Below are 14304 nucleotides of genomic sequence, written 5' to 3'. Positions count from 1 at the left end.
CCCATGATCAGACATCCATTACGCAAACGGCCCCTGGCCACCGCCCTGACCGTCCTTCTCACGCTCATAGGCCTCACCCTCACCACCATCGCTCCCGCACAGGCCGCCGTCGACTACACCCAAGGAGTCGCCCCAACCGGCTCCGGCGCAGCCGAGATCTCGTTCAAGCCCACCACGCCCGCCGCCCTCGTCGACGTGCACTACCTCTCACCCGGCGCCGGCCTGCAGAGCTTCCGCATGACGAACAATGCGGGCACGTGGCGGCAGAACGTCAGCAGCCTGCCGAGCGGCTTCGCCCTCGAGTACTGGTTCACGTACGAGAAGAACGGCCCGCTCTACGACACCCCGCACTTCGCCTACACAGTGGGCAGCGGAGGAGGCGGTGGCGGGGGTGGAGGTGGCGCGGGCACCTTCCCGATCACCTTCCAGAACAACACCCGCGGCGTCTACGCCGGTTCACAGATCTACATCACCGTGCTGGGGCAGGTGACGCCCGGCCAGTGGTCGTACATGAAGGCCGACGGGACGATGGCCCACATCAGCCACCTGGACGCGACAGCACCAGGTCATCTCACCAAGAGTGGCGTGAACTACCCCAACATGTCGTTCACGCTGACCCAGGCGGGCGGCTCCGTCCCCTCACCCACATCCATCCGCGGGGGACGGATCTACGTCTCGCTCGGATCCCCGATGTACATCCCGGTCTCTCCCGACGACCAGGGCTGGGGCGGCCCTGACCTGCGCAACCCCAATGACCCCAACACCGACGTCTACTACGACTGGTACGAGTACACCTACGTCCACGGGCAGGTGGCGTTCGGCGGAAACACCACCCAGGTCGACCAGTTCGGCTTCCCCATGACCGCGCACCTGACGCAGGCATCCAGCGGCTATGACAACACCCAGGGCATCACACTGACCCGCGCGCAGGTCATGTCCCGGTACGCGGCCTCGGTAGGCGAGGCCTTCAAGCCGCTGCAGAGCACCCACCGCATCATCGCCCCGCGCTCCTCCAACCTCTTCCTGGCAGGAGGCCCGCAGGCGAACTATCTGCAGGCGTACATCGACCAGGCCTGGAGCTACTACTCCACCCATCCCTTCAAACTGGCCCGGCTGGGCGAGACATTCAGCGGCCAGGTCAGCGGCACCACGCTCACCTTCACGAAGAACGGCACGGGCTCCTTCCGCCTGGACAAGCCCACCTCCGCGGACGCCGTGGCCTGTGCCGGGGCACTCGCCTCGGGCAGCGACACCGAGAAACAACTCGGCGCAGAATTCTGCGCCGCGTTCAACCGGGGCGTGGCCCTGGACACCGCTACCTGGTACGCCCCCTCCGCCTATTACACCGCGGGCGTCAAGAACGACTACGCCGGCTTCTTCCACGACGTCGGCCTCAACAAGCGCGCCTACGGCTTCCCCTACGACGACATCAACGATCAGTCATCCGTGCAGATCCTCGGCAATGCCAACCCGCCGACCGCACTCACACTCGGTATCGGCTGGTGATGACCGTGCCCGCCCCGCATAAGGGGCGGGCACGACACCTCGGCCAGTGCGTTGATCGCGGCGCTCTGCAGGAGAGCGAAGACGGTCGGGAGGCCGGATCGCTGTCGGTCTGTGTCAAGGCATGCGGGTGCTGTGCAGGGTGACGAGCAGGTGCCAGATCTGGTGGGTGATCTGGTCGGGGGTGGCTTCGATGAGCCCATGCAGCCAGTCGGCGAGCACGCCGGCGAAGGTCGCTGACACGGCCGAGGCGATCAGGTCGGGCTGTGGTGCCCCGGCCAGGGTGCGCTCGGTGCGACTGCGGGCGCGCAGATCCTGATGGAGTACGCGGCCGAGAGGGCCGCCACCGCCCGGGCACAGCAGCGTCCGATAGAGGCCGGAGTGCGGGACGACGCCGGCGAAGAAGTCGCTCAGCGCGGGCGGCGGGCTCGCGGGGTCCGGGGTGCCGCGCCAGGCGTGGAGGGCGTCCACTGCTTCGCGGACCACGTCGGCGCAGGCGTCGACGGCCAGCGCCTCCAGGTCGCTGTAGTGGACGTAGAACGTGGCGCGGCCGACCCCGGCCCTGCGTGCCAGCGCGGCGACGCTGACGTCCGCCAGTGGGCGCTGCGCGCACTCGTCGAGCAGGGCCTGGCGCAGCCGGGCTCGGGTCCGCGCGGCCCGGGGGTCTGCCTTGGGGGCTGTCACCGGGCCACCAGGACGGCTGCGAGGGCCAGCGCGCCTGGCAGTGCCTGGGCGGTCAGGATGCGCCGGTTCGTGGTGGCGCCGCCGTACACGCCGGCGACCAGCACGCAGGCCAGGAAGAAGACCTTGACGCGGAATCCGGTCGGGTCACCGCCGATCAGACCCCAGATCAGTCCGGCCGCCAGGAAGCCGTTGTAGAGGCCCTGGTTCGCGGCCAGTGGCGCGGTGGCGCGGGCCATGTCGGCGTCGAAACCGGAGAGCTTCCGACCCGGCCCTCTCTCCCACAGGAACATCTCCAGAACCAGGATGTACGCGTGCAGGGCGGCCACCAGTCCGACCAGGACATTCGCCGTCGTCTCCATCGGTCTTCCGACTCCTTTGAATTTCATGGACAGGTGTCCAGCATACATGGACAGTCGTCCAGGAAATCCTGGGCTGCTCGCTCGAACGACCCGGGCGGCGCAGCCTGCGTTCCTGCGTCAGAAACAGCCCTGCACGTCGACTCCGTCCGTAAAGACGCGGTCACCGCTGACAGGTGGGCATGCAGGTAGGCCACCCGCTTCCGCGCTCCTTCACCTCGCCCACGGGGCCGGCGTAGTCGTTGCGTGCCGCGCCGTTCCCGTTGATCACCAGCGTCACGCCCGGTAGGTCGTCGCGCAGCCGGATCAGAAGCTCGTACAGGCTGGCCGCGTCGATTGCTGTCCGCGGACCCGGTGGCGGCAGGAAGCGGACGTGCTGGGCGCCCGCCGACGGCGACGGGCCCGGGAGGTGCCGACGGCTACCCAGTGGGCGTAGTAGTTGACCCCCAGGGAGGAGATCGACGCCGATTCCGTCTCCAAGTCACCGTCTCCGACGGACTGATCACTGGGCAGGCCGCCGCAGGGGGCAGCTCACGCCGGGGCATGCGGCGTCCTGTGCCGCGTTCCCTGGGAGCTCTCAGGCCGAGGCGCGCCGCACCAGGGTCGTCGGGGTGATCACCGACGCCGGGGCCTCGCCGTCCGCGTTGTCGAGCTGCCGCATCAGAAGCTTGACCATCAGCCGGCCCATTCCCTCGATGTCCTGCCGGACCGTCGTCAGCGCAGGCTCCGTGGTCCGCACGACGGACGTCATGTCGTCGAAGCCGACCACGGCCACGTCCTCGGGTACCTGCACTCCCCGTTCGCGGAGGGTGCGCAGGGCGCCCGAGGCCATGAGGTCGTTGGAGACGAACACGCCGTCGACGTCCGGCCGCCGGTCGAGCAGTTCGGCCATGGCGCGGGCGCCGCTCTCCTCGGCGAAGTCGCCCTGGCACAGCAGCGCGGGATCGGCCTTGAGCAGCACGTCGTGGTAGCCGTCGATCCGGTCCAGCGCGGACATCTGGTCGCGCGGGCCCGCGATGTGCGCGATGTGCCGGCGGCCGAGCGACACCAGATGCCGGACGGCCTCCCGGGCGCCACCCCGGTTGTCGCAGTCCACGAACGGCACGTTCAGGCCGGAGCCGGCGGCGGGCCTTCCGCCGAACACTGTCGGTATGCCCGTCCGCCCGATGAGGGCGGGCAGTTCGTCGTCGTTGTGCAGAGAGAACGCCAGTGCCCCGTCCACGTGCCCGCCGCCGAGATAGCGGGCGATCCGGTCGTGGTCGCCGGGCCCCTCGACCCACAGCAGCACCAGCTGGGCGTCATGCTCCGTCAGCTCCCGGCTGATGCCGCGGACCTGTTGCTCGAAGAACGGGTCGGAGAAGATCCGGAGTTCGGGCTCCGCGATGATCACCGCGACAGCACCGTTGCGCCGGGTGACCAGTGTGCGGGCCGCGTGGTTGGGAACATAACCGAGCTCCTCGACCGCCCTGCGCACCTTGTCCACCAGCGGGGCGCGCACGCCCGCGCCGCCGTTGACGACTCGGGAGGCCGTGGCCCGGGACACGCCGGCATACGCGGCGACAGCTTCCAGCGTGGGGCGGGACCCCGTGGTCTGCTCGGGCAAGGCGGGCGCTCCTTCTGCGGCGCTGCTCGGTCTGCGGTGTGGGCTCGGGTCGGCCGGGCGGCCGACGCCGACCAGGATATCCGCAGACGGAGACGCGCTGAGAGAGCTCCCGCGTGCCCGGGGTCCGGCGGGAAAGCGCCCGGTCGGCGCCTTCGTCAGATAGGGCGGCTGTGGGTGGGCGGGACTTCAGGCTCCGGGCGTGACGGTGGCGCGGAGCCGTTCTCATCACGGCCATGCGTCTCGACCGCGACGCCGGGGACGCGGCTGCCGCCGGCCCGTGCATCGGGCCGGCGGAGCAGTCGTCGGTACGGGTCCCGGCACCGATCACCAGTACTTTGCGTCCGGTCAGGCGGCGGGCCGCACGCTCGGCATCCCGCGCTTTACCCATGTTCCTGTGTTCCGTCCACAAACCCGGTGTTCGAGAAGCCCGGGTCCAGTTGGACACCGATGGTGTTCAAGAAGTACGCCACCATGTGATAAAGGCCCACGAGCATGGTGATCTCGATCAGGTCCGCATCGTCGAAGTGTGCGGCGAGGGCGTCCCAGGTGGCATCGGGCAGCCGTGCGGCGCAGTGCAACTCGTCCGCCGCCCTGATCAGATGCCGCTCGAGGTCCGTCCATCCGTCGGCTTCCGGACCCTGCGGAATGCGCTCGATGTCGGCGTCCGTGACGCCTTCTTCCTTGGCCGGCGGGACGTGGTGTCCCCACTCGTACGAGGCGCCAGTGTTGTACGAGGTGCGCAGGATCAGCAGCTCGCGGATCCTGCCCGGCAGCCGGCCGCTATGGAGCAACTGGCTGCCGAACGGCAAGAACCGCTCGTACAGGTCGGGATGTCGCACCAGGGTGGTGAAAATGTTGGGTACCTGGCCTCCGGGATCCCGAGTCGCGGTGGCGAGGAGCGCGCGCGTCCTCGTGTCCCACTGCTCTTCGGCCAGCGGCTGGATCCTGGGGCGGGCGCTGCCGTCGTCGGCGCGCGTTACCTGAACTCTCTCGGCCATCAAGGCCTCCAGACACCTGGGCCAGAAACTGACTGAACGTCATCCTCAAGGAATTGCACGGTGGGGGATGCGGCGCGCCCACGAACGAGGGCCGACACTTCGGGTACTGCGTCGACAGCCGTCAGTCAACTGCCCGGTCGTGGACGACCGGGCTTGCTGCTCGAGTCATCACTGGATGTGATGGGGTCGGCTGCGTCCAGTTCTCACGCGATGAGGGTGAGTTCGGGGGCCGTTGACTGGGCCCCGCAGACCCACACGTACCACCCGCGTTGGCGGATGTTGTGGGACGCGTTGTGGTCTGCGTGCTCAACGAAGCCGCAGACCCGGCACGAGAAGACGGCCTGGGCGGGCCGGTTGCCGCGTTCGGTGTGATGACACTGCGAGCATTCCTGGCTGGTGTAGGCCGGGTCGACGTGCACGACCGGCACCCCGGCCCGCTTCGCTTTGTAGGCGATGAACGAGCCGAGCTGGGCGAAGGGCCAGGAGTGGAGCGTGGTGCGTTGGGGCTTTCTCAGCCGTGCCCGCTCGCGAATGCCCGTGAGTGTCTCCAGGGAGATCCCGCGACCGGTGCGTTCAGCCTCCGCCACGATCCGCTTGCTGATCTTGTGGTTGATGTCCTTGTTCCGCCGGGCTTCCTTGCCCGCGTACTTCTTCGCCCGCCGCTTGGCGGACTTGGTGTGCTTCTTCTGTAGCTTGGAACGCAGCTTGCGATCCTGTTCCCGCTTGCGGTTGATCCGCCTGCCGCAGTGGCGCTCGCCATCGGAGGTGACCGCGATGTTCACGATCCCCAGGTCGACGCCGAGGAACCCGTCCGGATGAGTGTTCAGATCCCCCTCGGGGACCTCGCAGGTCGCGATCAGGAACCACTTCCCGCCCTGGCACACCAGGTCGGACTCACCCTGGCGGTGCGCAGCCAGGACCTCCAGCTGCCCGGCCTGCCCGGTGAACGCCACGCCCTTGAGCCGGCCCGCGGTGGTCCAGATCGATACCGTGCGTGCCTGGTGCTGCCAGGACAGCATCCGGTCGTCATACGGCTGAGCCGCCTGGGGCCGGAAGACGACCGGCTTGCCCGAGGCGCGGGCGTGCCGCTTCGTGCCGGGCTGCCCGTAACGTCCCGCCCGGAGGTTCGCCTTCAAGGTGGTGTAGGCGTCGGGGATGGACCCGGTCCCATGCCTGGGTTTCGGCCTTGCCGTAGTTGGTGGTGTCGGTGGCTGTGGTGATCGCGGGCTCGGGCCAGGTCTCCGGCTTCGTCAAGTGGAATTCCGGTCCGTGCTTGGGCGGCCGGCCGTTGACGCCGTGCAGCCTGGGTGGTTTCGGCAGACGCATCACGCGGTCGGAGCGGACCCGGCCGACCAGCTCGACGGGCAGGTCACGCAGGACCCAGGCCAGGCGGGTGACGTCGTAGCCAGCGTCGCTGACGATCACGATATCCGGGTCCCCGGCCTGCCACTGGCCCGCGGTGATAAGCCGATCAACGACTCCTCGGAGCTGGCCGGCGGTGATTGCGGTCGCGTCGTCCACCGGTCCCAGCCGGACCACGTCCAGGATCGCGGTCCATGACGTGGCGCCCGGCTCCAGCACGGCAACGAAGGAATAGGGCCAGCCCGGAATGAACTGCGATGCCGTCTTCGCACGGCCGTAGACGTGGCAGAACAACCGCTCCGCTGAGCACGGCGCGTCCGAGCGCAACCACGGCGACACATCTACCGCCAAGTCCAGGCGGCCGCCGTCGAAACGCGGCAGCGACAGCCCGGCCAGCACCGTCCGCAGCCGATCGACGTCGATCCGGCCGTGGTTCAGCCCGCCGTCCATCGCCCCGTGCCCACGGCGATGCTCGGGCAACAGCGTCAAGTCCACGGGCGACATCACCGCACCATCCGCACACAGCACCGCGTCCACCAGCTCGAACAACTCGTCACGCCGAGCGGTCAGACACTCGTAGAACTCTCCCCGGAGGCGTGACGCTTCCGCGAACGCCTCCCCTCGGACAGCATCTGGCAGCAGACTCACCCTCACGGCCTTCGTCTCGGTCATATGCACCTTGGTCGGAGCACATGATCAGACGAGGGCCGCCCCCACGTCCGGCGAACTGCGCAAACCTGCCTCAAGTTCGAGATCGGTTCGAAGTTGGGAGGCTGAACTCAGGACTCGCACGGAGGGAGTTCTTGCGCAGTCAACAACCCTCGCATGGCGCCAAGAGCGTTCTTCGGCGCATCGGTGAGCTGATCAACGATGACGCTGCAGCCCACCCAAGTGGACCCGCACTCCTCGACCATGTTCTTGACGGCCGCAGCCTGGCTTCCGGTCTCAATCCAGTCATCAACCAGCAGAACCCGGTCTCCCGGCCCCAGCGAGGATCGCTGGAGTCGCAGCGTATGACGAAGGCGTCGGTAGTCGGGAGACGACTGACGCACGATTTTGTCGCCTGGGAAGAGGCCCTCGCCCTTCCGGATGGGAACGAAACCGACGCCGAGCTCGACGGCCGCGGCACCGCCAAGAAGGAAGCCCCGCGACTCGATCCCGCAGACTGCTGTGATCTGCTCATCCCGGAACGGTTCAACGAGACCGGCGACTACCGCGGCCAGTGCCTTGGCATCCCGAAAGATCGCCCACACATCCGCGTGACCACCGATCCACTGGAAGTGTTCAAGCGTCAGGTCACGTGCAGTCGTAGGCATGAGCGGAAGTCTCCCGATCGCCGAACAACGCAGCAAATCATTAACGACCACCCAGGCATCTTGGCTCTCAAGACATCGACCTGAGTCCGTAGATAAAGAACAAGCTGAATGAAGCCAACACGCCGACGCTCACGTCCATGCAAGATTTTCCATGGTCAACGTCAGTCAACGAATGCGTCCCGGATGGCCGAGAGAATCGGTTACTTGGAGGGCACGCACCCATGCGCACTCTTTTCGTCGTCACCGATTCGGAGGCGACGCACCACGTCGAGGGGGTCGTAGGTGGATGGCATGACTCGCAGTTGACGCACGCCGGCGTCCGTGCGGCGGTCTCCATTCCTACGGGCCTACGCCGACGGCATGCCCGCGTCGCCGTCATGGTCAACACGCTGACCGGTACGCGGCCGTTCGCCTCGCCCGCCTTGCCGGACTCGGCATGCTGTGGCTGAGTGTTCGTGCAGCGCGACTGGGCGTTGGGGCTCCTCGCAGTCGCGCAGATCGCGTTGTGGATGGGTTTGGTGGTCCACAACGTCAACCAGGTCAGCTTCCGCCAGGCGCTGTGTCCCTCCGGGCTGTTCAGCCGGATGAACGCGACGATGCGGTTCCTGATCGGGGGAGCGATCATCTTCGGGGCGCTGCTTGGCGGCCTGTTGGGCTCGACGACCGGCGTCCGCGGCAAGCTGCTGGCCGGGGCAGTCGGCCAGTCGCTCACATTCCTGCCCGTCTTCCTGTCGCCGCTACGCCGGATGCGCGAACTGCCGTCCTTCGTGGAGCCGTCGGGGAGGGGGGCCCGCCGACGGCCCGTTGGTGCCGAGAGTCCTGAGAACGGGGGTGACCGCAGCCCGCACGGTGATGAGGCGGGATGGATCAGCTCGAGAGGCGTGTGCGGCAAGGCCTGCTTGCCGGGACCGGCCTGGCGTCGTGCAGTCGACGTGTGCGATCAGCAGGACGAGTTGAGCAGCAAGTTCTCATAGCCCCCGACGTGCGGGCTCCGGAAACGGACATCTGGCGCGGAGTTGTTCGCCGAGTAGGTAACGCGCCTTGGGTCAGAAGAGGTTGAGGCCATTGGGACATCTTCCGGGGACCCTTCGCGCGTTCAACTCCTTGCGAGCGCAGCTCGGTTCAGGCCCTTCTTGCTTCACCTCTTGACGTCTTTGGTGCAGACCTTTAGGTTCCGGATCGCCACAGCTTCATGAATGCACTCCCTGTTCATCAACATGGACAGGGGGACCCCCACCGCCGGCCTCCCATGAAGGGCTGTGATCCCCGATGACCAGACCACCCCTCGCGCGCTCCACCGTGATCCGCGGCGCGCTCACCACCACGCTGCTTGCGCTCTCCGCCGGCGCCTTCGGTGCTGCACCCGCTTCTGCCGCTACCGGCACGATCACGGGTCTCGCCGGCAAGTGCCTCGACGTGGCCGGGGCGAGCTCGGCGAACGGCGCGGCCGTTCAGCTCTACGACTGCAACGGCACCGCCGCCCAGCAGTGGACGGTCGGTTCCGACGGAACGATACGAGCCCTCGGCAAGTGCCTTGACGTCACCGGCAATTCGACCGCCAACGGGGCCAAGCTCCAGCTGTGGGACTGCACGGGCGGCTCGAACCAGAAGTGGTCGGTCTCCGCGGCCGGCGACATCGTCAACCAGCAGGCCGACAAGTGCGCCGACGCCACGGGCAACACCTCGACGAACGGCACCCCGATCCAGATCTGGAGCTGCACCGGCGCCGCCAACCAGAAGTGGACTGCGCCCACCGGCGGCGGCACCACCCCCACCGCGCCGATGGCGGTCGCCCCGTACCTCTACAACGGCTGGGGCAGCCCGCCGAACCCGACCACGGTCATGAACGCCACCGGCGTCAAATGGTTCACCCTCGCCTTCGTGCTCAGCAACGGCACCTGCAATCCGCAGTGGGACGGCAGCCGCCCGCTGACCGGTGGCGTCGACCAGCAGACCGTGAACACCGTGCGGACGAACGGCGGTGACGTCATCCCCTCGTTCGGCGGCTACAGCGGCAACAAGCTGGAGAGTTCCTGCACCAGCGCCGGCGCGCTGGCAGGCGCGTACCAGAAGGTCATCAACGCCTACGGGCTCAAGGCGATCGACATCGACATCGAGGCCGACGCCTACAGCAATCCCACGGTCCAGCAGCGCACCGTGGACGCACTCAAGACCATCAAGGCCGACAACCCCGGCATCAAGGTGTACGTCACCATCGGCACCGGCCAGTCAGGCCCCGACGCCAGCCTCATCAACCGTGCCGCCAACTCGGGTCTGACCGTGGACAGTTGGACGATCATGCCGTTCGACTTCGGTGGCGCGGGGCAGAACATGGGCACGCTCACCCAGCGCGCCGCCGAGGGACTCAAGACGGCCCTCAAGAACGCCTACGGCTACAGCGACGACCAGGCGTACCGGGACATGGGCATCTCCTCGATGAACGGGATCACCGACCAGAACGAGACGGTCACCGTCGCCGACTTCCAGACCATCCTCACGTACGCGCAGCAGCACCACCTGGCGCGGCTGACGTTCTGGTCGGTCAACCGGGACCGCCCCTGCACGGGCGGCGTCGCCGACAGCTGCTCCGGCGTGAGCCAGCAGAACTGGGACTACACGCGCGTCTTCGCGAAGTACACCGGCTGACCTTCCCCACCCCCCATCAGCGCAGGAGGGCCACCATGCTCAGATCCACAGTCGCCCCAACCAGATCGAGAAGAGACTCCGGTCGCCACCGGATTCCGAAGGTGCTCACCGTGCTCGCCCTCATGGCGAGCAGCATGTCCGGCGTGGCAGTCGCCGCACAGGGCAACGCGACCGCCCGGGAGCCGGTCACCGCCCAGGCGGCCGCCCCGCCGACCGGCTGGGCCACCGTCGTCAACGCGGGCAGCAGCAAGTGCGTCGACGCGCGGGCCGCTGGGACGACCGACGGGACCGCCGTCCAGCAGTACACCTGCAATGGCACCCAGGTCCAGCAGTGGCGGATCGAGGCCACCTCCGGTGGGTACTCCCGGGTCGACAACCGGGCCGACGCCAGCAAGGTATGGGACGTCACCGACGTCTCGACGGCGGACAGCGCGCCGGTGCAGCTGTGGACGTACAGCGGCGGCGCCAACCAGCAGTGGCAGGCCGTCGCCGAGTCGAGCGGCGCGTACCACTTCGTGAACCGCAACAGCGGCAAGTGCCTCGACGTGCCGAGCGCCTCCACCTCGGACAGCGTGCAGCTGACGCAGTACACGTGCAACGGCACCGCGGCCCAGTCCTTCTATGTCAATCCCGTCGATGTCACGCCGCCGCCCGGGACCCCGGATCTCGGCCCGAACGTCACCGTCTTCGACCCGTCGACGCCCGCCGCCACGATCCAGAGCAGCCTGAACGCGGCCTTCGCGCAGCAGGAGACCAACCAGTTCGGCACCGCCCGCAAGGCCTTCCTCTTCAAGCCGGGCACGTACGACGCCAACGCCAACGTCGGCTTCTACACACAGGTCGCGGGCCTGGGTCTGTCCCCGGACGACGTCACCATCCGTGGTGCGGTGCACGCCGAGGCCGACTGGTTCCAGGGCAACGCCACCCAGAACTTCTGGCGGTCGGCCGAGAACCTGTCGGTGACCCCGACGGGCGGCACGGACCGCTGGGCGGTGTCGCAGGCCGCCCCGTACCGGCGCATGCACCTGCGCGGCAACCTCGCCCTGGACGACGGCGGCTGGTCCAGCGGCGGCTACATGGCCGACACGAAGATCGACGGGCAGGTCAACTCGGGTTCCCAACAGCAGTGGCTGTCGCGGAACACCGAGTGGGGCAGCTGGACCGGATCCAACTGGAACATGGTCTTCGTCGGCGCCAAGAACGCTCCCGCGAACAGCTTCCCCAGCCCGCCGTACACCACCGTCGCCCAGGCGCCGGTCACTCGCGAGAAGCCGTTCCTGTACGTCGACTCGGCAGGTTCCTGGAAGGTGTTCGTCCCCTCCGCGCGCGCCAACACGAGTGGCACGACGTGGAGTTCAGGCACACCTGCGGGTGCGTCACTGCCCCTCGACGACTTCTTCATCGTCAAGCCGGGCGCCACGGCCGCGCAGATGAACGACGCGCTTGCCGCAGGTAAGAACCTTCTCGTCACGCCCGGGGTCTACCACCTCGGCCAGACTCTGAAGGTGACCCGACCCGACACCGTCGTCCTGGGCCTCGGCCTCGCCACACTCATCCCCGACAACGGCATCACCGCGATGACGGTCGCCGACGTGGACGGCGTCCAGCTCGCCGGTCTGCTGATCGACGCCGGGACCACCAACTCCGCCCAACTCATGGAAATGGGCCCCAGCGGCTCCTCCGCCGACCACAGCGCCGACCCCAGCGCGCTGCACGACGTGTTCTTCCGCATCGGCGGGGCGGGAGTCGGCAAGGCCACCACCAGCCTGACGATCAACAGCGACGACGTCATCGGCGACCACCTGTGGCTCTGGCGAGCCGACCACGGCAGCGGGGTGGGCTGGACCAGCAACACCGCCGACACCGGGCTCGTCGTCAACGGCGATGACGCGACGATGTACGGCCTGTTCGTCGAGCACTACCAGAAGCACCAGACCATCTGGAACGGCAACGGCGGACGCACGTACTTCTACCAGAACGAGATGCCGTACGACCCGCCCAGCCAGGCAGCCTGGATGAACGGCTCCACGCAGGGCTACGCCGCCTACAAGGTGGCGAACTCGGTGACCAGCCACCAGGTGTACGGCTTCGGCAGCTACTGCTACTTCAACGTCAACCCCGGCGTCGCCGCCGAGCACGCCATCGAGGCGCCCAACAACGCGAATGTGCGCTTCAAGGACATGGTGACGGTCTCACTGGGCGGCACCGGCACGATCCGCCACGTCGTCAACGACCGGGGCGGCCCCTCCAACTCCTCCACCAACGTCGCCAACCTCGTCAGCTACCCGTGAGCGCGTGACCAGCCTGGAAAGGACCGATCCAACGATGCACACCTTCAGATCCGGCTCGGCGCGCGTGACCCTGCGAGTCCTCCTCCTGCTGGCGACGCTGCTCACCCTGGCGGCACCGCCCGCCGCCCGGGCGAGCACGGCGGCCGCGCCGTTCAAGGTGCTCGGGCTGTACAGCGGCACCTGGGACGCGGCGCATATCGACTTCGAGAAGGAAGCGAACGACTGGTTCCCCAAGCAGGCCGCGGCGAACGGATTCACCTACACCGCCAGCAACAACTGGGACCTGCTCAGCAACGGTGGCGTAAATGCCTATCAAGTCGTGCTGTTCCTCGACGACTTGCCGCAGACCTCCGCCCAACGGACTGGATTCGAGCAGTACATGCGCGGTGGTGGCGCCTGGATGGGTTTCCACGTCTCGGCCTTCACCACCGACGCGGCGAGCTGGCCGTGGTACCACAACCAGTTCCTCGGCAGCGGCAATTTCAAGTCCAACACCTGGGGCCCGACGACCGCGGTTCTGAAGGCCGAGGACCGCACCCACCCGTCCACCAGGAACCTGCCGGCCACGTTCACCTCGTCGGTCAGCGAGTGGTACAGCTGGTCCAACGACCTTCGGCAGAACCCGGACATCAAGATCCTGGCCTCCGTCGACCCCAGCAGCTTTCCGCTGGGCACGGATCCCAACCAGTCCTGGTACAGCGGCTATTACCCGATCCTGTGGACCAACACGAAGTACAAGATGCTGTACGCGAACTTCGGCCACAACGCGATGAACTACGACACCAACACCCGCCTGTCGTCGACGTTCGCGAGTGAGACCCAGAACCGGTTCCTGCTGGACGGGCTGAAGTGGCTGGGCGGCGCAGACCCCACGACCCCGCCGGAGGATTCGATCTCCGAGACTTCCTGGTACACGCTGGAGAACAGTGGCAACGGCACCTGCGTGGACGCCCGTTCGGCTGCCACGGCGAACGGGACAGTGATCCAGCAGTACGCCTGCAACAGCACGCAGGCGCAGCAGTTCCGGCTCCGCTCGACCGAGGGCGGATACCGTCAGATCGGCATACGCGCCAACCCGCAACAGGTCATCGACGTCACCGGCGCCTCGGCCGCCGACAAGGCGCCGTTGCAACTTTGGAGTTACGCCGGAGGGCAGAACCAGCAATGGCTGCCCGTCAAGGAAGGTGCTGGGCGTTACCACTTCACCGCCCGACACAGCGCCAAGTGCCTGACGGCGGCGAGCGCCGCGACGAACAGCACACAGCTCACCCAACGCACCTGCGACGGCTCACCTGCGCAGAGCTTCATGCTGACGGCACAGTCCTGACCGGTCAGATCGGAGGCCGTAGGAGGATGCCCCCGTCGCCGCAGGCCGGCGACGGGGGCATCCTCCCTTCCTTGCTGGTCGGGTCCCAGGTGGCGATGCCGTCGGCGTCCGAGCGCCAGTAGCAACAGGCCTTGCCGCCCTTGGACGGGTGCCCCACGCCGGCATTCACCGGTATTCCCCTTCCCAGGAGCGCAGCAGGACCGCCGCAGGCCGTGAGT

The 14304-nt window shown here is 67.6% G+C and carries 12 protein-coding genes and 1 pseudogene; 5 read left to right on the top strand and 8 right to left on the bottom strand.

Annotated elements, in window-relative coordinates:
• Positions 1 to 3 precede the first annotated feature (3 nt).
• The gene (locus tag OG574_RS02490; protein ID WP_326771620.1) at positions 4 to 1506 is read left to right on the top strand and encodes a glycoside hydrolase family 64 protein; all 1503 of its coding nucleotides are present in this window, start codon (positions 4 to 6) and stop codon (positions 1504 to 1506) included.
• A gap of 114 nt (positions 1507 to 1620) precedes the next feature.
• On the opposite strand, the gene OG574_RS02485 is transcribed toward OG574_RS02490, so the two are convergent.
• The 7 genes and pseudogenes from OG574_RS02485 to OG574_RS02455 all read right to left on the bottom strand — a co-directional run bounded on the left by OG574_RS02485 (position 1621) and on the right by OG574_RS02455 (position 7822).
• Entirely contained in the window at positions 1621 to 2187 is a 567-nt protein-coding gene (locus OG574_RS02485; protein WP_326771619.1) for a TetR/AcrR family transcriptional regulator, read from the bottom strand.
• Entirely contained in the window at positions 2184 to 2546 is a 363-nt protein-coding gene (locus OG574_RS02480) for a DUF1304 domain-containing protein (RefSeq protein ID WP_326771618.1), read from the bottom strand. The genes OG574_RS02485 and OG574_RS02480 overlap by 4 nt, the downstream gene beginning before the upstream one ends.
• 574 nt (positions 2547 to 3120) lie before the next feature.
• Positions 3121 to 4146, bottom strand: coding sequence for a LacI family DNA-binding transcriptional regulator (locus OG574_RS02475; RefSeq protein WP_326771617.1), 1026 nt, complete (start codon positions 4144 to 4146; stop codon positions 3121 to 3123).
• A 380-nt stretch (positions 4147 to 4526) separates the two neighbouring features.
• Positions 4527 to 5144 carry a carboxymuconolactone decarboxylase family protein gene (locus OG574_RS02470; RefSeq protein ID WP_326771616.1) on the bottom strand — a complete coding sequence of 206 codons (618 nt, stop codon included), beginning with the start codon at positions 5142 to 5144 and terminating at the stop codon, positions 4527 to 4529.
• A 203-nt stretch (positions 5145 to 5347) separates the two neighbouring features.
• The gene (locus OG574_RS02465) at positions 5348 to 6163 is read right to left on the bottom strand and encodes an RNA-guided endonuclease InsQ/TnpB family protein (RefSeq protein WP_326771615.1); all 816 of its coding nucleotides are present in this window, start codon (positions 6161 to 6163) and stop codon (positions 5348 to 5350) included.
• Positions 6164 to 6284: 121 nt separating this feature from the next.
• Positions 6285 to 7178: pseudogene (locus tag OG574_RS02460) on the bottom strand (transposase); the annotation flags it as partial.
• A 107-nt stretch (positions 7179 to 7285) separates the two neighbouring features.
• Positions 7286 to 7822, bottom strand: coding sequence for a phosphoribosyltransferase family protein (locus OG574_RS02455; protein WP_326771614.1), 537 nt, complete (start codon positions 7820 to 7822; stop codon positions 7286 to 7288).
• Positions 7823 to 8271: 449 nt separating this feature from the next.
• Between OG574_RS02455 and OG574_RS02445 the strand changes: the two genes are divergently transcribed.
• From OG574_RS02445 to OG574_RS02430, 4 genes are all read left to right on the top strand, one after another.
• A complete protein-coding gene (locus OG574_RS02445) occupies positions 8272 to 8796 on the top strand; it encodes a hypothetical protein (protein ID WP_326771613.1) in 525 nt (174 codons plus the stop codon).
• A 295-nt stretch (positions 8797 to 9091) separates the two neighbouring features.
• Entirely contained in the window at positions 9092 to 10468 is a 1377-nt protein-coding gene (locus OG574_RS02440) for a ricin-type beta-trefoil lectin domain protein (protein ID WP_326771612.1), read from the top strand.
• A gap of 122 nt (positions 10469 to 10590) precedes the next feature.
• Positions 10591 to 12759 (top strand): RICIN domain-containing protein, encoded by a 2169-nt coding sequence (locus OG574_RS02435; RefSeq protein WP_442816917.1) that lies wholly within the window; start codon positions 10591 to 10593, stop codon positions 12757 to 12759.
• A gap of 34 nt (positions 12760 to 12793) precedes the next feature.
• Complete coding sequence (locus tag OG574_RS02430) at positions 12794 to 14086, top strand: ThuA domain-containing protein (protein ID WP_326771611.1); 1293 nt, start codon at positions 12794 to 12796, stop codon at positions 14084 to 14086.
• Positions 14087 to 14090: 4 nt separating this feature from the next.
• On the opposite strand, the gene OG574_RS02425 is transcribed toward OG574_RS02430, so the two are convergent.
• The gene (locus tag OG574_RS02425) at positions 14091 to 14255 is read right to left on the bottom strand and encodes a hypothetical protein (protein ID WP_326771610.1); all 165 of its coding nucleotides are present in this window, start codon (positions 14253 to 14255) and stop codon (positions 14091 to 14093) included.
• Positions 14256 to 14304: the final 49 nt, after the last annotated feature.

Origin of the sequence: Streptomyces sp. NBC_01445 (assembly GCF_035918235.1) — a bacterium.
Taxonomy (GTDB): domain Bacteria; phylum Actinomycetota; class Actinomycetes; order Streptomycetales; family Streptomycetaceae; genus Streptomyces.
The sequence above is the reverse complement of the archived record's forward strand: the minus strand, read 5'-3'. Positions and strand labels throughout refer to the sequence as shown.